Origin of the sequence: Patulibacter brassicae (assembly GCF_033949425.1) — a bacterium.
In the GTDB taxonomy this organism is placed as follows: domain Bacteria; phylum Actinomycetota; class Thermoleophilia; order Solirubrobacterales; family Solirubrobacteraceae; genus Patulibacter; species Patulibacter brassicae.
In genome coordinates, this window is sequence record NZ_JAXAVX010000003.1 from 276,000 (window position 1) to 296,937 (window position 20,938).

Genomic DNA, 20,938 nt, shown 5'->3' on the forward strand with positions numbered 1-20,938 from the left:
CTAGCCTCGCCGGCATGCGGGTGCTGGTCGTCGAGGACGAGCCGTACATGGCGGAGGCGATCCGCGACGGCCTGCGCCTCGCGGCGATCGCCGCGGACGTCGCGGGAGACGGCGAGGCCGCGCTGCGGCTCCTGCACGTCAACGACTACGACATCGCCGTCCTGGACCGCGACGTGCCCCCGCCGACCGGCGACGAGATCGCCGCGCGGATCGTCGCGTCCGGCAGCGGGATGCCGATCCTCATGCTGACGGCGGCCGACCGGCTCGACGACAAGGCGTCGGGCTTCGAGCTCGGCGCCGACGACTACCTGACCAAGCCGTTCGAGCTGCAGGAGCTCGTCCTGCGGCTCCGCGCGCTGGACCGCCGTCGGGCCCACCACCGGCCGCCGGTGCGCGAGATCGCCGGCCTGCGCCTGGACCCGTTCCGGCGCGAGGTCTACCGCGACGGCCGCTACGTCGCCCTGACGCGCAAGCAGTTCGCCGTGCTCGAGGTCCTCGTCGCGGCGGAGGGTGGCGTCGTGAGCGCGGAGGAGCTGCTGCACCGCGCGTGGGACGAGCACGCCGACCCGTTCACGAACGCCGTGCGGATCACCGTCTCGGCGCTGCGCAAGCGGCTCGGGGAGCCGTGGGTCATCGCCACCGTCGCGGGCGTCGGGTACCGGATCGATCCGGACGCGCGTCGCGCGGAGGCCGGCGCGTGACGCGTGCGCCCGGGCTGAGCGTCCGGTGGAAGCTCACCTTGAGCTACGCGGGCTTCCTCATGCTCGCCGGGGCGCTGCTGCTGGCGGTCGTGTGGGTCTTCCTCCTGCGGTACGTCCCCGACATCGCCGACCGGCGGATGCCCCCCGGTCGCTCGGTCCTCATCACGGGACCGACCCGTTCGGACCTGCTCGACGCGTTCGTGCCGAAGGCCGCCATCGCGCTGGGCGCGCTGCTCGTCTTCGGCCTCGTGGGCGGGTGGATCCTCGCCGGCCAGATGCTCCGGCCGCTGGCGCGGATCACGAGCGCCACCCGCGTCGCCGCGGGTGGATCGCTCGCCCACCGGATCCGCCTCAAGGGCCGTCAGGACGAGTTCCGCGAGCTCGCCGACGCCTTCGACGCGATGCTCGCGCGGCTCGAGGCGCACGTCGCCGAGCAGCAGCGGTTCGCCGCCAACGCGTCGCACGAGCTGCGCACGCCGCTGGCCATCACGCAGACGCTGCTCGACGTCGCGCGCAGCGATCCCGCGCTCCACGACGCCGAGCTCGTCGAGCGGCTCCACGTCGTGAACGCCCGCGCGATCGAGCTGACCGAGGCGCTGCTCCTGCTCAGCCGCGCCGATCAGCGGTCGTTCGTCCGCGAGCCCGTCGACCTGTCGCTGCTCGCGGAGGAGGCGGTCGAGACGCTGCTGCCGCTCGCCGAGCGCCACGGCGTCGCCCTCGAGGCCACCGGCGACGCGACCCCGGTCCGCGGCTCGCCCGCCCTGCTGCTGCAGGTCGCCGCGAACCTCGTCCACAACGCGATCGTCCACAACCTGCCCCACGGCGGTCGCGCATGGGTGACCACCGCCGCGACCGGGGAGCGGGCGACGCTCACGGTCGAGAGCACGGGCGAGCCGCTCGCGCCGGAGCTCGTCGCGACGCTCGGTGAGCCCTTCGTGCGGCGCACGAGCCGGGTCCGCGGCGGTGCGCACGCGGGCGTCGGCCTGGGCCTGGCGATCGTCCGCAGCATCACCGAGGCGCACGACGGCCGGCTCGTGCTCGCCGCCCGGCCCGGCGGGGGCTTCCGCGCCACCGTCGAGCTGCCCGTCGACGGGGGTCCCGGTCGCTGATCGGGGTCCGGCCCCGGCGGGACGGCGGACGCGCGGCAGGGCGACGGTCAGAACATGCCGCCCGGCACCAGCGACGGGGTGACCGTCAGCTGGCCCATCGCCTGGCGGCGCGTGCCCCAGGCGCTCAGCGGGTGCGGCAGGACGAGCGTGCGCGACGCCCGCTGCGGGATCCGCGCGGCTTCCCGGCCCGGCAGGCGCATCCGCCAGATCGCGTAGCGGCGGTTGGCGACCACCGGCCGGCCCGCGGCCCACCGCGGAGCCGGCAGCGGCCGGTCGCTCGCGAGGTCCCGGCGCAGGCCGAGCACGAAGTCGGCCCGCTGCCCGCGCGGCGGCACGGAGTACGTCGTGTCGCTCGAGACGGGGTCGGTCGCCGCGAGCGGGTGGTTCGCGGCGAGGAAGAGCGTCGCCCAGAGCTGGAAGCCCGAGGCCGGGAGGTCGACGAGGATCGACGCGCCGCGCGGCAGCCGGTCGCTCCAGGTGCCGATCTGCTGCAGGTCGCCCGTGGCGTTGACCTCCGACCGCGACAGCTGCTCGCGCGCCGCACCCACGGCCGGGACCGCCCACGCGACGAGGACGACCGCCCCGAGGGCCATCCAGGCCGGACGCCGCGTCCGCAGCGCCGCCAAGGCGCCGCCGAGGGCCAGCGGCAGGAGCAGCAGGGCCGTGAACGTCACGTGCTTGTAGTCGGCGTAGGCGGCCGTCGGGCGGTCCCGCAGCAGCTGGTCGACGGCGAGCAGCGCGACGGCGACGCCGGCCCAGGCCAGCGCGTGGCGGCGTCCGACGGCCCGCCAGACCGCCCCGACCGCGACCACGGCGACGAGCACCGGCAGCCACAGCCAGTCGCGATCGATGCCGTAGGCCGCCGCGTGGGGCGCGAACGTGTTGACGTCCCCCTGCCAGAACGTCTGGCTCCCGTCGAGGAACTGCCCGAGGACGCCGACGATCTTCCCGATCGCCCACAGCACCGGCAGGCCGAGGACGACGAGCGCCACCCACCACCAGCGGCGCAGCCGCCGGCGCGCGCCCTCCGGCAGGCGGGGGCGGCGCCGCGCCCCGACGGCGATCGCCGCGCCGGCGAGCGCGACGTAGGGCAGCGTCGTCGGGTAGGCGATCATCCCCAGGACGGTGAAGGCCACCGCGAGCTGCGCGGCGCGGTCGTCGTCGTCGCGCAGCCAGAGCCAGGTCATCGCGACGGCGGCGCTCAGGAGCGTCATGCCCCAGACCTGGTTGTAGTAGGGGTGCAGCAGCGAGTAGAGCGTCGCCGCGGAGCCACCGACCGCGACGGCCACCACGCCGCCGGCCCAGGCCGGCAGTCGCAGCGCGATCGTCGCCGCCAGGCCCGCGGTCAGCGCGAGCGTCGCGGCGAGGACGGCCACGAACGGCGTGAACATCTGGATCGGGCCGGTCAGCGCGGCCTCGGTCGCCGCGGCGAGCGGCAGGAAGATCGGGAACCGGCCGGCCCAGGCGGGGGGCAGCTGGTCCAGTGCCGTGGCCGCGTTCACCGCCAGCGGGTGCGACTCCTGCAGGAACCAGACCACGCCGATCACCTGATGGGCGTCGGGGTTGTTGCCCGACGGCGCGAGGCCGCCGAAGTACGCCAGCGGCAGCAGCGCGAGCGCCCCGGCGGCCGCCGCGCCGGCCAGCAGCGCCAGCGACGCCGGCCAGTCGGCGGGTGCCACCGGTCGGCGGCGATCGCGCCAGAGCAGCGCGAGCGTCAGCAGGACGAGCGCGAGCGTCGCCGGCCGCGGCCGCAGGCCGACGAGCGCCAGGACGGTCAGGGCGAGCGTGCCGCCGACGAGGCCCAGCGGCAGCACGAGGACCGGCCAGAGCCGCTCGAGCGACGGCGGCGTCCAGCGGCGAGCGAGCGGCACGCCCGGCAGGGCGACGACGAGCAGCGCCGCGACCGTCGTGCGCAGGCCGTCGCGCCACGGCAGCGCGCCGTCGAACCGCGCGCGCGCCGTGCCGAGCGCGACGAGCGCCGCGAGCGCCAGGACGGCCACGCCGATCGCGGGCCACCATGCGCGCAGCCGCGCACCGCGTCCGGCCGGCGGCGCAGGTGGGGACGCGTCGGCCACGGCGTGCACGACGGTCAGGGTACGGCCCCACGGGGCTCGCGGGACGCACGGGCCGGACCACCCGCGCGAGGCCGTGGGGCTCCGCGCGGGTGGCTCGGTCCTGCCAGGGAGCCTCAGGACCTCTCTCGGTTTCACGCGGTCCGTGGCGGCCGGCGACACATCGGATCTCGCCCCGAACGCCCTCCGTCAGGTCCCGACCTGGCTCTCGGGCGTCCAGGACGACCTCCTCGGTCGCCGACCACCACGACTCCACCTGAAACCGAGAGAGGTCCTCAGCCGGTCGGGTACTGCTGACCGGGCGAGACCGGCGGTGCCGGCGCCGGGCTCGACTCGAATCCCTGGATCTGCGGGCCGTAGGACCGGCCCTGCAGCGGGGACCAGGCACCGTCGACGAAGAACCGCCCCGCGAACGACGACCCGCCGGCCTGCTGCGGGATGAGGTTCTGCGGCAGGAACGTCGCCTGGACGAGCTGGAACAACGGGGCCCCCGCGGAGCGCGCGTCCGCGCGCCACGGGACGACGAGGGCGTCGGTGAACCGCTTGGGCCGGCGCAGGCGCGCCTCGACGTCGCCGGCGTCGCTGCCGTCGGCGAGCCCCTCGGTGAGCGCGAGGCCCGCGACGTAGCCGCGCAGGCCGGCGATCGACGGTCGCTCGCCGGGCAGCAGCAGGCCGACGATGTTCGCGTAGGCCTCGGCGTCGCGCGACCCGAGCTGGACCTCGGAGAACGGCGCGATCGCGCCCTCCCGGCCGAGCGACCCGCTGTCGACGATGAACCGCTCGTCGAGCAGCGTCGACGGCGCGACGATGAGGTTGTTCGCGAACTGCGGGCGGTCGTCCCCGAGCCGTCGCAGGGCGGGGGCGAGATCGGCCGCGTCGCCGTCGAGGACCGAGACGAGCTGGTTGCGGGCGTCGATCGCCCGGGCCAGGTCGTCCTGGTCGGCGACGGTCGATCCGGGCAGGACGCGGACGCGGATCCGGGACCCGCGCACGCCCTCCTGCAGGCCCGCGAGCCGCGCGCGGCTCGCCGCCGTCGGTCGGGCCGGGGCGACGTACGTGATCACGAGCGGGGCGCCCGGACGCGACGTCGGGCCCTGCTCGGCGACGAACTTCGCCATCCCGATGCCCTCGCTGCGCGGGTCGCCCGCGGTGCGGAAGATCCGCTTGCCCTCGACGATCGGCGTCCCGGGCTCGCCGACGACCGCCGGCAGGTCGCCCGCGGCCCGCAGCGCGCCCCCGGAGCCCGCGCCGCACGGCGACAGCAGCGCGATCGCGCCGTCGTCCCGCGCCTCCCGGACGATCTCGGCGGCGCGCTCGGGCGAGCCGCCGTCGTCGACGGTCCGCAGGACGACCTTGCGGTGCCCGTCGATGCCGCCGCGCGCGTTCAGCCGGCCGATCGCCAGCGACGCGCCCTGCGCGTGCGCCCGGCAGGTGCGGTTGCCCGCGCCGGAGAGGTCGGCCGTCTGGACGACCGTCCGCGGGGCCGGGCCGCCGTCGCGCACGTCCCCGATCGCGAGCGCGACCGGGGTCGCCTCGTCCTCGTCGCCGACGGTGAGGTACGCGAACCACGCGCCGGAGGCGGGCAGGCGCACGGGCGCCGACCACGTGCCGCCCGCGCCCCGCGTGAGCGTCGCCCGGATCTCGCCCTTCGCGCACGCACAGCGCAGGCGCGCGGTGATCCGCTTCGGCGCACGGGCCGCGGTGCCCTCCTTGAGGGTCGCGGGCAGGACCGCCAGGACGTTGGCGCCCGGCTCGGCCGGCGCGACGGTGACGCGCGCGAGCGCGCCGCCGGTGGCGAAGGTCGCCAGCGCCGGTCCGCCGAGGATGTTGCCCTGCTGCGCGGCCGTCGGCTGCCCGCGGCCGGGCACGAGGCCCGCGATCACGGCGGCGAGGGCGAGGATGGCCACCGCCCCGAGCGCCTCGACGCGGAGGATCCGGCGGGGCGCGTCGGACGCCGCGTCCGGAGCGTCGGCGCGGAGCTTCCGCGTGACGCGCCACCCGAGGGCGACGGTGGCGAGCGCCAGGAGGACCTTCACCGCGAGGATCCGGCCGTAGTCGCTCCAGCGCAGCGCGTACCACCCGTCGAGCTCGCGCAGGGCGGCGACGACGCCGGAGACCGACAGCACGGCGACGGCGCCGATGGCCAGCGGGGCGTAGGCGCGGATCGCGGGCCGTCCGCCGCCGAGGAGGAGCAGCGCGAGCAGGCCGCCCGCCCAGACCCCGGCGGCCAGCCCGTGCGCGGCGCCGACGACGGCCGCCACGAGGACGCCGCCGTCGAGGCCCTGGACGTGGCCGTCGAGGCCGTAGGCCGCCAGCGAGGCGGCACCGGCCAGGCCGAGCAGGACGTCGCTGCGATCGGTCCCGCCCACGCGGCCCGAGCGGGATCGCGCGACGAGCGCCGCCGCGCCGAGGGCCGCGGTGAGGACGAGCCGCAGGAGCGCGACCCGGCCGTTGCCGTTGCCCGTCAGCAGGGCGAACGAGGGGTCGCCGACACCGGCGGTGGCGAGCACCGCCACGGCCTCGGCGGCCCCGAAGAGGGAGAGGGCGAGGGCGACGACCGCGATCCGCTGCCAGCGGCGGTGCTCGCGGTCGCGATCGGCGGCCGAGCGGTCCAGCCGGCGGGTCCGGCGGCGCAGCAGGACGCCGCCGAGCAGCGTCGCGGCGCCGAGCAGGCCGAGCCAGCGCACCGCGAGCTCGAACCAGCCCTCGTTCTGGACGTCCTCGGAGCCGCGGGCCCCGAGGCCGGTGGAGCTGCCGCCCGCGAGGCGCTCGGCCCCCGGCGGCGGGGCGCCGTTCTTGCCGGACACGCCGAAGCGGAAGCTGCCGCTCGTCGTGTGCCCGTCGGCGCCGAGGGCGACCCAGCGCACGTCGTAGACGGCGGAGCGCAGCCCGGCCGGCAGCGGCGCGGAGAGGACGGTGCCCTTCTCCAGCCGCGGCCGCCCGGAGGCGATGCGCGCGCCGCGGGGCCCGCGGACCTCGATCGAGGATCCGCGGGCGATGACCTTCTCGGTGAACGCGAGCCGCACCGCGGCGGGCGGCCGCTCGCTGGAGAGCCCGCCCAGCGGGGCGGACTGCACCAGCGACGGATGCGCCGACGCCGTTGCCGGGAGCAGCAACGCGAGGGTGAGGAGCGCCAGGACGGCCGCGGCCGCGGTGGAGGACCACCGCGGCCGCGTCTCGCCGAGCGCCCGGGGGCGGCTCGTGCTCATGCGTCGGGCCTCAGCGCACCGTCAGGCGGTGCGCCACGCGCTTCCCGTCGGGGCCCTTGCCGGCCGCGGTGAACGTCGCGCGAGCGCGGGACGTCCAGCCCTTGCCGGTGGCACGGGTCACGGTGACCGTGACCGTCTTGCCGGCCTTGATCGTGCGCGCCTTCGAGCGGGCGACGACCTTGCCACCGCGGACGACCTGGATCCGGACGCCGGTGGCGTTCGCCCCGGAGACCTTCACGCGGACCTTCGCGGTGCGCTTGCGCTTCAGGGTGCGCAGGGCCGTCTTCTGCCCCGTCACCTTGATCTTCGCCTTGACCGCGGCCGGCGCGGCGTCGGGCAGGATCGGCAGCGGCGCCTCGTTCTTCTTCGAGATGCCGGGCGGCGTCACCCACAGCATGGAGTGCGGCTTGTAGAAGCCCGCGTCCGGGGACCCCGGCCAGTTGCGCCGGTTGAAGTTGATGCCCAGGGCACCGGTCTTCTCGTCCCGGAAGTCCTCGTCGTAGGACAGCTTGCCGTCCTTGTCGATGTCGACGAGGTAGTACCGGTGGTCACCGTCGACGCCGGTCCGCGACACGAAGTAGTTCGAGAACACGAGCCGGGTCGGGTAGCCGTCCGGGGTGTAGCTGTGGTTGTCCAGCGCCGCCCAGTGCGGGCCGCCGGTCGTGTTGTCGTGGACCTCGAGCGCGTTGATGAACCGCGGGCAGTCCACGAGCGTCTCGCCCTTGGCGAGCTTGTGCACCGCCTGGATCGCCGTCAGGTCCTTCTTGCCGTCGCCGTTCGTGTCGATCCCGTTCGTCAGGTCGCACTCGACCTTGCCGTCCTGGGCCGACTTGATCAGCGGCTCGATGTCGAGGTTGTAGATCTGCTTCGTCGCGCCGCGATCGAAGTAGTTGTCCGAGCCCGGGTTGCGGCCCTGGACGGAGCGGAAGAACCACTTGTTGTTCCGCGAGACCTGGTGCCAGGCACCACCGGCGCAGTCGCCGGGCTGGTCGAGGAACTTGCTCGCGTCGCCGTCGGAGCTGCTCTTGGAGAGCAGGTTCGACAGGCCGTCGTCCCACACCTGGATCCACTGCTTGGACGAGTCGCCCTTGAGCTTCGTGATGTCCGGCGTGAAGAAGATGCCGCCGCCGCACATCGAGCCGGCGAAGGCGCCCTTCGACTCGAGCGTCGAGGGGTACGCGGGGGTCACGGGCCAGGTCTTGGCGTTCTCCATGATCCCGTAGTTCTCGTGCGCCCGCTGGGCCGGCTCGCGCCACCCCTTCGGGACGTGGCCGACCGACTTGAGCTTCGGCGCGCCCGGGTTCGAGATGTCCCAGGTGCGGATCGTCGGGCGGAAGGCGTACTTGCTGACCGTCTTGACCGGATCGAGGACGATCTCGCGCGGCTCGGCGTAGTCAGAGGTCACGACCGTCTTGAGGTCGGCCCGGACCTGGATGCCGTGCGGGTTGGCGCACGTGCCGAGCGGCCGGCCCTCGGCGCCCGAGCAGGGCTCCGGGACGCCGCCCTCGTTCTTGCCGAGGCCACCGGCCGCGAGGATGTATCCGCCCGGGACGACGTTCTCGACGGTGAGGCCGAGGTTCTTGTTCGGCTTGAAGACGGCGAGCGCGCCCGGCGAGCCGCCGAAGTTCGCGATCGGACCGCCCATGTAGGTGCCGATGAAGCGCCCGTCGCCGACCGCGTCGTACGCGTCCGGGATCGAGTAGCCGACGCCCGTGAGCGGGATCTGGTTCTTCAGCTTGACGTTCGGGATGTCCGAGACGTCGAGGACGTGCGTGGTGGACACGAAGAGCGCGCCGGCGATGACCGGGTCCCCGTCCTCCCACTCGTACTGCATGTGGTGCGGCTCGTTCTCGACGCCCCACGGCAGCGGCAGCTGGACGAAGTTCACGACCTTGGAGTAGTCGGGGTTCTCCGTGCCGTCGACGTTGCGCTTGCGCACGTCGATGACCTGCCAGCCGTCGAGGCCGGGGAGGAACTGCGGCCCGAGCATCTCGAGCAGGCCCTGCGGGTTGATCGTCAGGTTCTGGACGAGCTTCGAGATGACGTCGGCGTTGATGTCCGCGACGTTCTGCTTGCCGGACCAGACGAGGTTGTACTCCGGCTTCGCCGTGGGATCCGGGTAGAGCTTCTTCGCCTCGGCGATCTTCGCCGCGCGATCGGGGCCGGAGGCCTTCTCGGCCTCGGCGTAGGCGGCCTTGTAGCGGGCGACCGCGGCCGTCCACTCGGCCTTGGCCTTGTCGCGCCGCTCGATCGCGCCGGGGATCGTGTTGTTGTCGACGGTGCCGAGCTTCAGGCCGCGGCTGAGCGTGTTCGACAGCCACTCGGCGCTGATCACCGCGTCGTTGTCCCCGGCCGTGGCCGAGGAGGTGGCGAGCGCCGTCCCGCCGCCCAGCGCGACGAGCGCGGCGAGCGCCGCGACCGCGCGGCGCTTGCGGGGGAGCGCCCTTCGGATTGGGTTCATTGCGTGTGTGCCTCTCCTGGTGGCGCGACCCTGGGATCGCGCCAGTTTCGGGGGGTCCTGCACCGCCCGGACGAGCGGTCGAGCGCGAAACAGTACATACGGATCAGATTTCAAGCAATCTGGCCGCCTGTTCGATGTTCGCGGTATCGTTGCCTGCCGTCAGGGAATACCTGACGTCTGTGACGGAATATTGGCAGAGTCGGACCCGGATTAGCGTCTTTTGCCATGATGGCGACCGGCGAACCCGCCGACCGTCTGCCCCGCCCGCCCGTGCCCGCCACCGTGACCACCGCCCCAGAGGCCGCGCCCGCGGTGCGCCCGGCCGCCGTCGCGGACCGCGTCGGCGAGGCCGGCGTCTCGCACCTCTCGCGGCTCGGCGGCATGCTCGCGCTGGCGATCGCCGTGCTGCGCGAGCTCGCGCGACCACCCCTCGCGTGGCGCCACGAGTTCCTGTCGTCGGCGGTGACGATCGTCCGCACGACGTTCTGGCCGATCACGATCTCCGTCGCGATCTGGGGCTTCTCGGGCCCGGGCCTGCAGGCCGGGAACTTCCTCCAGGCCTTCGGCTCGATCGACCGAGCGGGCGGCTTCATGGTCGTCTCGATCGTGCGCGAGTTCGGCACGTTCGTGACGGCCGGCATCGCGGCCGGGATGGTCGGGACGATGCTCACCGCCGAGCTCGGGACGCGCCGCGTGCGCGGCGAGCTCGACGCGCTGGAGGTCCTCGGCGTCGACCCGGTCGCGGCGATCGTCGCCCCGCGGACGCTCGCGATCGTCGTCGTGATGATGGCGATGAACGTCTTCGCCCTCGTCTTCGGCGTCGCGGGCGGCTACGTCGCCTCCGTCGGGATCATGGGCGGGACGACCGGCGCGTTCCTCGAGTCGTTCGTCGCCAACGCGACGTTCCTCGACCTCGCGGCGAGCGTCGTGAAGGTCGGGCTGTTCGGCTTCCTCATCGGCATCATCTCGGCCTGGCACGGCCTGCACGCGGCCGGCGGGGCCCACGGCGTCGGCCAGGCGGTGAACCGCGCGGTCGTCGGCAGCCTGCTCGCCGTCTTCGCGGTGAATCTCGCGTACACCCAGTGGTTCCTCGCCGCGTTCCCGCAGGTGAACGTCCTGCGATGAGCACCGCGCGCCGTCAGCCACGTCCGGCCGCGCCGGCGATCGAGCGCTCGCAGGGGCTGCTGCCGCTGATCGGCAGCCTCGTGACGTTCGCGGGCGAGCTCGTGCGCGAGCTGCCGCGGCTGCGCCACCTCGGCGGCGAGGTGCTGCGCCAGGCCGCGCTGATCGCGTCCGGCTCGCTGCTCGTGATCATGGCGATCGCGTTCTTCGCCGGCGGCTCGTGCGGCCTGGAGTCCACCGCGCTGGCGCGGGCGTTCGGCTTCGACCCGATCTCCGGCGGCTTCAGCGCCTGGTGCAGCCTGCGCGAGGTCGTGCCGTTCGTCTTCGGCTACATCCTCGCGGCGAAGGTCGGCTGCGGGATCGTCGCCGAGCTCGGCGCGATGCGCGTCGGCGAGGAGGTCGACGCGCTCGAGGCGATGGGCGTGCGCTCGCTCGCCTACCTCGCGCTCACGCGGCTCGTCGCCTGCGCGATCGTCCTGCCGGTCGCGTACCTGCTCTCGATCGTCTCCGCGTACGTCGCGAGCTACCTCATGTCCGTCGTCCGGTTCGGCGACGTCTCGCCGGGCACGTGGAAGCTCTTCTTCCTCGCCTTCCAGGACGAGTGGGACGTGCTCTTCTCGGTGATCAAGGGCATGGCGATCGCCGTCTGGGTCGTGCTCGTGGCGCTCTTCCACGGCTACCGCGTGGAGGGCGGGCCGGTCGAGGTCGGCATGGCCACCGCCCGGTCGATGGCCGTCTCGATCATCGGCGTCACCGCCATCTCGATGCTCGGCACGCTCGTGTTCTGGGGAGCCAATTCCAGGATCCCGATCGGATGACGCCCCGCGTCGACACCGCGACGGCGCGCCCATCACGGGCGCGGGTCGTCGCCGTCGGGGGCCTCGTGGCGATCGGCGCCGCGGTGGGCGTCATCGCCACCGGCGTGCTCGGCGACGACGGCGGGCGCCGTCTCGACGCGCTCTTCGCGTCGACGAACGGCCTCGTCGAAGGCGCGAAGGTCCAGGCCGGCGGCGTCGACGTGGGCACGGTCGAGCGGATCCGGCTCGACGCCGAGCGGCCGCGGGTCACGCTGCGCCTGGACGACGGGCGCGTCGTGCGTCGTGGCGCGCGCGCCGACATCCGGCTCGTCTCGCTCAGCGGCCAGCTCAACCGGGTCGTGGCGATCGAGGACGGCCCGGCCGGCGCGCCCGCGCTGCGCGACGGGGCGACGCTCGGCCGCGAGCGCACCGACCAGCCCGTCGAGGTCGAGGACGTCCTGGCGACGCTCGACCCCGCGACCCGCGCCGACGTGCGGAGGATCCTCCGCGGCGCCCGCCGCGCCACCGACGACCGCGGCCCGGCGCTCGCCGCGTCGCTGCGCCGGGCCCGGCGCGGCCTGCGCGCGACGAGCGACGTGCTCGGCGACGTGACCGCCGACGGCGCCGCGCTGCGCGACGTCGTCGTCAGCACCGCGAAGGTCACGCGCAGCCTCGCCGCCGCGCCGGGCACGACCGGCACGGCGGTCGACGCGCTCTCCGCCGCCCTCGGCGACGCCGCGGCGGAGCAGGAGGCGCTGCGCGCGACGCTGCGCGAGCTGCCGGGCGGCCTGCGCGCCCCCCGCGCGACGCTCGCGCGGCTCGACCGGCAGCTGCCCGCGCTGCGCCGGCTCGTCGCGGACGCCGGTCCGGCGGTCCGCGCGGCCCGCGCGATCGCCCCCGAGGCGCGCGTCGCGCTCCAAGGCGCCGCGCCGGTCCTGCGCCAGGCGCGGCGGCTCACCGCCGACGGCCCCGCGCAGCTGCGCGCTCTCGTGCCGCTGCTCGACGAGGCCCGGCCGCTGCTGGCCGAGCTGCGCCCCGCGCTGGAGCGCGGCGGGCCGATCCTCGACGAGGCACGCGTCCGGATGCCGGACTTCTTCTCGTTCTTCTCGAACTGGGCGGACTTCACGAGCAACTACGACGCCAACGGGCACGGCGCCCGCGTCGGGCTGATCCTGCCGCCGGTGCCCAACCGCGTCGCCTCCCCGGACGGGCAGGCGGCCGGGCACCTCGAACGGCCGTTCCTGCGCGTCCCCGGATCGCTGCAGGGCGAGCCGTGGACGGGCTACCGCTCCTCGTTCGTCAGCCCGACGGGGGCCACGCCGGCCGCGACCCGCCCGCCCCTGCGCGAGGTGCGCCCGTGAGCGCCGGCACGTCCCGCCGCCGCGTCGGCCTCGCCGGGGCGCTCGTGCTCGTCGCCGCGCTCGCGATCGGGCTCCTCGCGGCCGTCGCGGTCGACCGGCTCGTCCGGGGCAGCGAGGGCCCGCGCGTGGCGCTGGACTTCCGCGACGCCCGCGGCCTCGTGCCCGACGCCGACGTGCTCGTCGCCGGGGCGAGGGCCGGGCGCGTCGAGCGGATCGCCCTGACCGACGCCGGCACCGCCCGCGTGACGGTCCGGCTGCACGACGACGTGCCCGCCCCGCGCCGCGACGCGACGGCGGCGATCCGCCCCGCGGACCTGCTCGGCGACGTCGTGCTCGACCTCTCGCCCGGCCGCGATCGCGCGCCGCTCACCGGGCCGCTGCCCGTCGCCCGGACGGTGAACGCCCCGCGCTTCGAGGAGCTGCTGGAGACCTTCGACGGCCCGACCCGCGACGGCCTGCAGGCGCTGCTCGCCGAGGCCGGGCGCGCGCTGACGGGCCGCGGCGCGGACCTGTCGGCGGCGCTCGTGGCCCTGCGCCCCGCGCTGCGGGCCGGCGACCGGGTCCTGCGCGAGCTCGACGCGCAGGACGACGCGCTCGGCCGGGTCGTCGCCAGCGCCGAGCGCAGCGTCGGCGCCCTCGCCGCGACGAGCGGCGACGGCGAGCGGGCGATCGACGCCCTCGACGCCCGCCTGCGGACCGTCGCACGGGCCGCCGACGACGGGCGGCTGGCCACCGGGCTGGCGCGCCTGCCGGGGACGGTCGCGCGATTGCGCGGGGCCGCCGACGCGCTGACCACCTCCGCCGGCCGCCTGCGCCCGGTCGCCGCCGACCTCGCCGCGCTCGCGCCCGGCCTCGCCGAGAGCGCCCGCCGGATCCGGCCGTTCCTCACGACGACCACCCGCGCGACCCGCGACCTGCGACCCGCGCTGCGTCAGGTCGGGACGCTCCTGGCCGAGGGCGGGCCCACGCTGGCGGCGCTCACGAGCGGCCTGCGCGCCGGTGAGGCGATCGCCCCCGACCTCGCGCGGTTCCTCGCCGTCGCCGAGGAGGCCGCGCCGGCCACGGCGCGCGGCTTCTTCGTGAACTTCGCCGACCAGGGCGCGGAGGGCGGCCGCCAGCCGCTGGACCCGACCGCCGACCCGGCCCGCAACTACTGGCGCGGCGCGGCGGTCTTCTCGTGCGAGGCGTTCGGCGTCCCGATCCGCCCGAACTGCCTCGCGGACGCCTTCGCCCCCCGCAACCGGGCCGGAGGCCGCAAGTGACGACCCGTCCCGTCAGCGGTCGCAGCCGCCGGGCACGCGCGGCGGACCCCGCACGCCGTCGCCGTCGTGACGCGCTCCTCGGCGTCGTCGTCGTGGCGCTCGTCGCGATCGTCGCCTGGCTCTCGACCGTCGCGATCGACGGGGGCCCGTTCTCGGATCCCTACGCGATCCGGGTCGCGGTGCCCGCCGGCGCGCCCCTGCTGAAGGACGGCGACGAGGTGAAGATCGCCGGGCAGCGGGCCGGCACGGTCCGGCGCGTCGAGCGCGGCCCCGACGGCGGGCCGCTGGCGACGCTCGAGCTCGACGACGGTCCGGTCGGCGCCGACGCGACGGCCCGGGTCCGCCTGCGCGGGGTCGCGGGCGCCGTCTACGTCGAGCTCGACCCCGGGACGACCGACGGCCCGCGGCTCGCGGACGGTGCGACCCTGCGCACCCCGGTGCGCGCCGCCGTCCAGCTCAGCGACGTCGCCGCGACGTTCGACGCCACGACCCGCCGCGCCGTCCGCCGCACCGTGGGCGCGTTCGGGCGCGGCCTGCGGTCGGGCGAGGGCGGCGCCCGGCTCAACGCGACGCTCGCGGAGCTGCCCGGGACCCTGCGTGCCCTGACGCCGATCGTCGCCGCCGCCGTGCCCCGCGAGGGCGGCCTGCGCCGGCTGCTCGACGACGCCGACGGCGTGCTGGGCGCACTCGACCCGGCGACGCTGCGGACCCTCGTGCCGGCCGCACGGGCGACGCTGGAGGCGCTGCCGGACGCCGAGCTCGACGCCACCCTCTCGGCGTTGCCGGGCACCCAGGCCCGGATCGACCGCACGCTGCCGGGCGCGACGCGCCTGCTCGACGAGGCCGGTCGCACGGCCGAGGACCTGCGCCCGGCGACGGCGGCGCTGCGGACCGCGCTGCCGACGGTGCAGCGGGTGCTCGGGCGCGACGAGGACGTGCGCCGGTTCGCCGCGCTCGCCGATCGCGCCACGCCGGTGCTCGCCGCCGCCACCCCGGTGCTGCGCGACGCGCGCCCGGCCGCCGCGCTGCTGCGGCCGCTCGCCGAGCCGCTCGGGCCGCTCTCGTCCTTCCTCGTGCCCTACCGCGAGGACATCGTCGAGGCGGTCACCGGCTTCACCCGCTGGGGCGACTTCCGCTTCGACGACGGGCAGGCGAAGGGCGCCCGCGCCGTCCGGTTCTCGATGGTCCTCACCTGCCACAACGGACGCGACCCGTACCCCGCACCCGGTGCCGCCTCGAAGGAGCGCAAGCCGTGCTGAGTCGGCGCCCCCGGCAGGAGGACCCCGAGCGCGCGGAGCGGCGCCGCGCGGCCGCGGCCGGGCACGCGCCCGACGCGACCGTCCTGCCGTCCCGCCGGCGCCTGGCGGTGCGAGGCGCCGTGGCGCTGCTCGTGCTCGCCGCGGTCGTGCTGCTCGGCTGGCAGCGACCGAATCCGTTCTCGCGCGACCTCGTCGTCCGCGCCCAGGTCACGGACGCCTCGGGGCTGCGCCCCGGGAGCGAGGTCCGCGTGGCCGGCAGCGCCGCGGGCGAGGTCACCGACGTCCGGGCGCTCGGCGGGGCCGGGCGGGGCCGGGTCGAGCTGACGCTCCGCGTCGACCGCGACGCCGGACCGGTCCACGCGGACGCGACGGTCGCCGTCTGGCCGCGCCTGGCCTTCGAGGGCACCTCGTACGTCGAGCTCGGCCCCGGGTCGTCGCGCGAGGCGCTCGGCGACCGCCCGATCGGCGTGGAGCGCACGACCGTCTACGTGCCGATGGACCGCGTCCTGCGGCTGGCCGACGCGCCGACCCGCGCCGCGATCCGCGCCGACGCCGAGGGCCTGGCGCGGGCCTCGGACGGCCGGACGAGCGACGCCGTCCGCACCACGATCGGCCGCGCGCCGTCGCTGCTGGCCCGCACGGGCCGCGTCGCCGACGCCGCCCGCGGCCCGGAGGACGGCGGCCGCGCCCTGCGCCGCGCCGTAGCCGGCCTCGCCCGCACCGGCGACGCCGTCGCCGAGCGATCCGCCGACCTCGTGCCGCTCCTGCGCGACGCGACGGCCACCGCCGTCGCCGCCCGCGGCGACGGCGCCCTGCGCGCGACGCTCGCGGCGCTGCCCGCGAGCCTGCGCGCGGTCCGACGGGGCTCCGCGGACGCCGACGTGACGCTCGAGCGCCTCGACGGGCTCACCGGCGACCTCCGTGCCGGGCTGCCGGACGTCGCCCCGACGCTCGAGCGGGCGCGACCGACGACGCGGCGGGTGGCGCGCGTGGCCGCGGTCGCGAACCCGTGGGTCCGCGACCTGCGCGCCGCGCTGCGCGACGGCGCCGCCTCGGCCGGCGACGCGCAGCGGCTCGCCGCGACCCTGCGCCCCGTGGCCCGGCGCCTGGACGGCTCGCTGCTGCCCGCGCTCGAGCGACCGACCCCGACGCTGAAGCTCCCGTCGTACCTCGCGTTCCTCAACATGTTCGCCGGCGGCGGTGGCGCCTCGCGCGCCTTCCAGCGCCCGGGTCAGTCGTCGCTGGGCGACGGCCACTTCATGCGCTTCGGCATCCGCTTCCTCACCGGGATCGGCGCGCCGTTGCCCCCCTGCGGCGACGTCCGGGCGTCGAATCCCCAGATCGCCCAGCTGCTCTCGAGCCTGGAGCTCTGCACGCCGTGAGCGTCGACGACCGCCATCCGCTCCCCGAGGCGCGGCGCGGCCGCGTCGCCTCGCGCACCGCCGGCGGCGTGCTGCCGCCGCTGGGCCGCACGCTGCTCGTCGTGCTCGTGCTCGTCGGCGTCGCGCTCGTCGGCTGGACGCTCGCCCTCAACGAGCGCTGGCCCTTCGCGCAGGACGGCGCCCGGCTGACGCTCGCCTTCGACGACGGCGGCGGCCTGCGCGGAGCGGACGGCTCGCTCGTGACCGTGGCCGGCGTGGCGTCCGGGCGGGTGCTCGGCGTCGAGCACGAGGGGGGCCGCGCGATCGCCCGGATCCGGCTCGACGACGACGCACTGGGGAAGGTCCGCGAGGGCGCTCGCGCGATCGTCCGGCCGCGCTCGCAGCTCGGCCAGCTCGTCGTCGAGCTCTCGCCCGGCCCCCGCGCCGGGCGCCCGCTACGCGACGGCGACCGGATCCCCGCCTCCCGGACCGCGGCCAGCGTCCCTGCCAGCCGCGTCGTCTCGACGCTCGACGCCGACACCCGCACCTCGCTGCAGCTCCTCATCGGCGAGCTCGCCGCCGGGATCGGGAACGGGCGCGGCAGCGCCCTCGCGGCCGCGTTGCGCGACCTGGAGCCGGTCGCCCGCAACGCCGACGGGGTGCTCGGCGCGCTCGATCGCCGCCGGTCGCTGCTCACGCGCCTCGTCGGGCACCTCGACGTCCTCTTCACCGCCTCCGGGCGCCACGACCAGGAGCTGCGCCGGGCGATCGCCGCCGCGCGCAGCACCCTGACGGTGACCGGCCGGCAGTCGGCGGCGCTGCGCCGCACGGTCGCCGCGCTGCCCGGCACGCTGCGCAGCACGCGCGCCGCGGTGACGGCCTTCGGCGACCTCGGCACCGATCTGAACCCGGCGCTGCAGCGCCTGCGGCCGGTGGCGCGCGAGCTGCCGGCCACGCTGCGCGCCGTGCGCACCGCGCTGCCGTCGCTCGACGCGACGCTCCGGGACGCGGCGCAGGCGGTGGCGCGCAGCGACCGCGCCGCGGCCGGCGCCGCGCAGACGGCGGCCGTGCTGCGGACGTCGGCGCCCGCCCTGCAGCCGGCGGTGGAGCGCGTCGATCCCACGCTCGCGCCGATCGACCGCCACGCGGACGGCATCGGCCTGCTCGGCGAGCGCTTCAGCGGCATCTTCTCGACGGCCGACGCGAACGGCACGCTCCTGCGGGGACTCGGGTTCTTCGAGACGTTCAACCCGGCGAACTTCGGCTTCGGGGCGAGCGCCCGGTCCGGCGCGGGGCGGCAGCGAGCAGCCGACCAGGTGGTACGGGCCTCCCTGCGCGCGTGCCGCGAGAACGCGTTCGCGTGCCTCCTGCCGTTCCTCGTCCCGGGGCTCCAGGACGCGGCGGTGCGGGGCGCCTCCGGCGCCGCGACGGCGGCCGGCGGCACCGCGACCGGGTCGTCGCGCGCGACGGCCGACGGTCGCGCACGGGCGGCGGAGCGTCGGGCCGCGGACGCCCCGGCCCGGCGCGCCGCCGACGGCGTGCGTCCCCCCGCGGGGTCGGGCCGCTCCCCCGCCGGAGGCGCGGTGGACCGCGACGCGCAGGGCGACCGCGCCGCCGCCGCGCGCCGCGCCCTCTCGACCCTCCTGGGAGGCTCCCGATGAGCCCGCGCGCCACCCGCGGCGGCCTGCTGCTGCTCGCCGGCTTCCTCGCGCTCGCCGCGGCGATCTTCCTCGTGCTCGGCGCGCGCTTCGGCGGTCCGGCGATCCGGGTGTCCGAGCCGTTCCTCCTGCGAGCGTCGCTGCCCGACGGCCAGGGCCTGACCGTGCGCTCCGACGTGCTGCTGCGCGGGGTGCGCGTCGGGCACGTCCGCACGATCCGCCGCGCGGGCGGGTCGGCCGCCCTGACGGTCGCCTTCGACGTCGAGGACGTCGTGCCGCGGCGGGGCACGACGCTGCGCGTCGGCACGAAGACCGCGCTCGGCGAGGCCTACGTCGACGTCGTCCCCGGCCCCCGCGACGCCGCTGCGCTGCGCTCCGGCGCGACGCTGGCGGCCGGCGCGATCCGCCCCTCGGTGGAGGTCGACGAGGCGCTCGAGGCGCTCTCGCCGTCCGCCCGGCGCGACCTCGCCGCGAGCACGCGGACGTGGGGCGAGGGCACGGCGTCCCCGGAGGCCGACGCCGAGATCGCCGGCGCGATCGCCGGCGTCCGCGACGCGGTGGGGGGCCTGCACCGGCTCGGCGACGTGCTCGGCGGGCAGGCCGACGACGTCGCGTCGATCGTCGACGCCGGAGGGCGCGTGGCCGGCGAGCTCGCCGCGCGGCGCGCGCGGCTCGGGTCCCTCGTCGCCGGCGCGGACCGGACGCTGCGCGCGACGGCCGCGGGCCACGAGGACCTGCGCGCGACGGTCGTCGAGGCGCCCCGGCTGCTGCGCGCGGTCCGCCGGACGCTCGCCGACGCCGATCCGCTCGTCCCCGAGGCCCGGCGCCTCGTGGCCGACGCGCGCGCCGCCGCGCCCGATCTGGCCGCAGCGACCCGCCGCGTCCCGGCGGTCGCCCGCGACGCCGACCGCGTCCTGCGCGGCGCCGCCGGCCTGCGGCGCGCCGCGGACCCGGTGCTGGACCGGGCGCCCGCCGTCCTGGACGCCGCCGGTCCGGTGACCCGCCTCGCCGAGCCGGTGCTCGCGAACGCCGCCACCATGACCCGGTACTTCGAGCCCCGCAAGCGCACGATCGCGGCATGGTTCTCGAACACCGCGGCGATCGGCACGAACGGCGACGCGAAGGGGCGCTGGGCGCGGTTCTTCGTCTTCTTCGACCCCGCGACGCTCCTGGGGATGAAGGACGGCCTGGCGACGAACGCCTACACCGGTCCGGGCGACGCGGCCGACAACCAGCCCTACCGCGCCGGCGACTTCCCGCGCCTGCGCGCGACGCCCGCCCCGGTCTCGCCGGAGCTCCCGCCCGCGAGCCGCTGACCGCGCCGCGCGGGCCGTCCGATCCTGTCGTGCGCCGCACGGCGCACGACAGGACACGACGGACCGGCGCGGCGGGGCGTCCCCGACGCGGCGTCCTCCCTGCAAGACGTCGATCTCGGGGCTCACCCGGCAGCGACCACGACGAGCCGCGCGCATGCCGTGCCGTTCGACGTCCTCGCGGCCGCACCGGCCTCGAGACCGACGGGCGACGCCAGCGTGCCTGCCGGACGAGGCCGCGAAGTCGGGACCGGGGACGCCGACGTCGCGAGGCCGCGCGGCGAGCGAGGACGCACGACCAAGACCGGCCCGCCGGTGTCGCAAGGCCGGTCGCCGGGACGCGCCGCACGACGAGGACCGGCCCGGCCACGCCGCGACGCCCATCGGCCGGACGAGGCCGCAGGGCGGGACGCGTGAGCGCACCGACCGATGATTCCCCGCGCCGGCGACGGTCCTTCCTGACGAGGCCGCCCGTCCCGGACGGTCCGCCAACGACCGCCGGAGGTCCTCCGTGCTCCGTCACAGCGCCGCGTTCAGCGGCTACTCGATCGACGACGTCGACGCCGCGACCCGCTTCTACGGCACGGCCCTCGGCCTGCGCGTCCTCCCCGACGACGCGATGCCCGGCATCCTCGAGCTCGACGCGGGAGGCCGCGGCGTCCTGCTCTACGCGAAGGACGACCACGTCCCGGCGACGTTCACCGTCCTGAACTTCCCGGTCGTCGATATCGAGGCCACCGTCCGCGGCCTCGCCGAGCGCGGCGTGACGTTCGAGCGCTACGACGCGATGGACCAGGACGACCTCGGCATCCACCGCGGCGGCGGTCCGCTCATCGCGTGGTTCACGGACCCGGCCGGGAACGTCCTGTCGGTGATGGAGGTCTGAGCCGGGCGCCGACGGCGTCGGCGCGGGTGGAGCACGGCTCGAGGCGGCACAGCGTCCTCGACGCGGAGCGACGCCGCACCGCGACTGGCGCGACGCCGCAGCCTGACGCGCAGCGACGCCGCACCCCGACGCGCGCGGCACCGGGCGGTGCGCATCCTCGCCGTCGCGGCCGCCAGGAGATCTCCGCGCGACACGACCGACCGCCGCCCTGACTCATCCGCCCCGCAGGGCGGGGCGTCCCGGCGCGGGCGAAGGCGGCGCACGACAGGACGCGACGGAGAGCGGCGCCGCAGAGCGGACCCGACTCGGCGTCCCACCTGCAGGACGTCGATCTCGCCGCCTACCCGGCGGCGAGCAGGACGAGCCG

General features: G+C 76.6%; 14 protein-coding genes. 11 read left to right on the plus strand and 3 right to left on the minus strand.

What is annotated here, in order from left to right; translation table 11 throughout:
• Positions 1–14 precede the first annotated feature (14 nt).
• Together SK069_RS08930 and SK069_RS08935 are read left to right on the plus strand one after the other, a co-directional pair.
• Positions 15–701: a response regulator transcription factor gene (locus tag SK069_RS08930; protein ID WP_319953866.1), complete on the plus strand. Its 687-nt coding sequence runs from the start codon at positions 15–17 to the stop codon at positions 699–701.
• On the plus strand, positions 698–1,810 hold the full coding sequence (locus SK069_RS08935) for a sensor histidine kinase (protein WP_319953867.1): 1,113 nt from the start codon (positions 698–700) through the stop codon (positions 1,808–1,810). Before SK069_RS08930 ends, SK069_RS08935 begins: the two co-directional genes overlap by 4 nt.
• Before the next feature lie 47 nt (positions 1,811–1,857).
• Here the strand turns inward: SK069_RS08935 and SK069_RS08940 are convergent, their stop codons facing one another.
• The 3 genes from SK069_RS08940 to SK069_RS08950 all read right to left on the minus strand — a co-directional run bounded on the left by SK069_RS08940 (position 1,858) and on the right by SK069_RS08950 (position 9,552).
• A complete protein-coding gene (locus SK069_RS08940; protein WP_319953868.1) occupies positions 1,858–3,894 on the minus strand; it encodes a hypothetical protein in 2,037 nt (678 codons plus the stop codon).
• Between the two features lie 263 nt (positions 3,895–4,157).
• Positions 4,158–7,091, minus strand: coding sequence for an ABC transporter substrate-binding protein (locus SK069_RS08945; RefSeq protein WP_319953869.1), 2,934 nt, complete (start codon positions 7,089–7,091; stop codon positions 4,158–4,160).
• Positions 7,092–7,101: 10 nt separating this feature from the next.
• A complete protein-coding gene (locus SK069_RS08950) occupies positions 7,102–9,552 on the minus strand; it encodes a hypothetical protein (protein ID WP_319953870.1) in 2,451 nt (816 codons plus the stop codon).
• 282 nt (positions 9,553–9,834) lie between these two features.
• Between SK069_RS08950 and SK069_RS08955 the strand changes: the two genes are divergently transcribed.
• The 9 genes from SK069_RS08955 to SK069_RS08995 all read left to right on the plus strand — a co-directional run bounded on the left by SK069_RS08955 (position 9,835) and on the right by SK069_RS08995 (position 20,571).
• Positions 9,835–10,677: an MlaE family ABC transporter permease gene (locus tag SK069_RS08955; RefSeq protein WP_319953871.1), complete on the plus strand. Its 843-nt coding sequence runs from the start codon at positions 9,835–9,837 to the stop codon at positions 10,675–10,677.
• Positions 10,674–11,492 (plus strand): MlaE family ABC transporter permease, encoded by an 819-nt coding sequence (locus tag SK069_RS08960; protein WP_319953872.1) that lies wholly within the window; start codon positions 10,674–10,676, stop codon positions 11,490–11,492. The genes SK069_RS08955 and SK069_RS08960 overlap by 4 nt, the downstream gene beginning before the upstream one ends.
• A complete protein-coding gene (locus tag SK069_RS08965; RefSeq protein WP_319953873.1) occupies positions 11,489–12,832 on the plus strand; it encodes an MlaD family protein in 1,344 nt (447 codons plus the stop codon). The genes SK069_RS08960 and SK069_RS08965 overlap by 4 nt, the downstream gene beginning before the upstream one ends.
• A complete protein-coding gene (locus SK069_RS08970) occupies positions 12,829–14,094 on the plus strand; it encodes an MlaD family protein (protein WP_319953874.1) in 1,266 nt (421 codons plus the stop codon). Before SK069_RS08965 ends, SK069_RS08970 begins: the two co-directional genes overlap by 4 nt.
• Positions 14,091–15,353, plus strand: coding sequence for an MlaD family protein (locus SK069_RS08975; protein WP_319953875.1), 1,263 nt, complete (start codon positions 14,091–14,093; stop codon positions 15,351–15,353). The genes SK069_RS08970 and SK069_RS08975 overlap by 4 nt, the downstream gene beginning before the upstream one ends.
• The gene (locus SK069_RS08980; RefSeq protein WP_319953876.1) at positions 15,347–16,735 is read left to right on the plus strand and encodes an MlaD family protein; all 1,389 of its coding nucleotides are present in this window, start codon (positions 15,347–15,349) and stop codon (positions 16,733–16,735) included. The genes SK069_RS08975 and SK069_RS08980 overlap by 7 nt, the downstream gene beginning before the upstream one ends.
• Positions 16,732–18,375, plus strand: coding sequence for an MlaD family protein (locus SK069_RS08985; RefSeq protein ID WP_319953877.1), 1,644 nt, complete (start codon positions 16,732–16,734; stop codon positions 18,373–18,375). Before SK069_RS08980 ends, SK069_RS08985 begins: the two co-directional genes overlap by 4 nt.
• Positions 18,372–19,688 carry an MlaD family protein gene (locus tag SK069_RS08990; RefSeq protein ID WP_319953878.1) on the plus strand — a complete coding sequence of 439 codons (1,317 nt, stop codon included), beginning with the start codon at positions 18,372–18,374 and terminating at the stop codon, positions 19,686–19,688. Before SK069_RS08985 ends, SK069_RS08990 begins: the two co-directional genes overlap by 4 nt.
• A gap of 508 nt (positions 19,689–20,196) precedes the next feature.
• On the plus strand, positions 20,197–20,571 hold the full coding sequence (locus SK069_RS08995; protein WP_319953879.1) for a VOC family protein: 375 nt from the start codon (positions 20,197–20,199) through the stop codon (positions 20,569–20,571).
• Positions 20,572–20,938: the final 367 nt, after the last annotated feature.

What these genes read in the sequence shown, in the direction of transcription:
- SK069_RS08990 (WP_319953878.1), top strand. Translation starts at nt 18,372, where the DNA reads ATGAGCCCGCGCGCCACCCGCGGCGGCCTGCTGCTGCTCGCCGGCTTC.
- SK069_RS08930 (WP_319953866.1), top strand. Translation starts at nt 15, where the DNA reads ATGCGGGTGCTGGTCGTCGAGGACGAGCCGTACATGGCGGAGGCGATC.
- SK069_RS08965 (WP_319953873.1), top strand. Translation starts at nt 11,489, where the DNA reads ATGACGCCCCGCGTCGACACCGCGACGGCGCGCCCATCACGGGCGCGG.
- SK069_RS08945 (WP_319953869.1), bottom strand. Translation starts at nt 7,091, where the DNA reads ATGAGCACGAGCCGCCCCCGGGCGCTCGGCGAGACGCGGCCGCGGTGG.
- SK069_RS08950 (WP_319953870.1), bottom strand. Translation starts at nt 9,552, where the DNA reads ATGAACCCAATCCGAAGGGCGCTCCCCCGCAAGCGCCGCGCGGTCGCG.
- SK069_RS08960 (WP_319953872.1), top strand. Translation starts at nt 10,674, where the DNA reads ATGAGCACCGCGCGCCGTCAGCCACGTCCGGCCGCGCCGGCGATCGAG.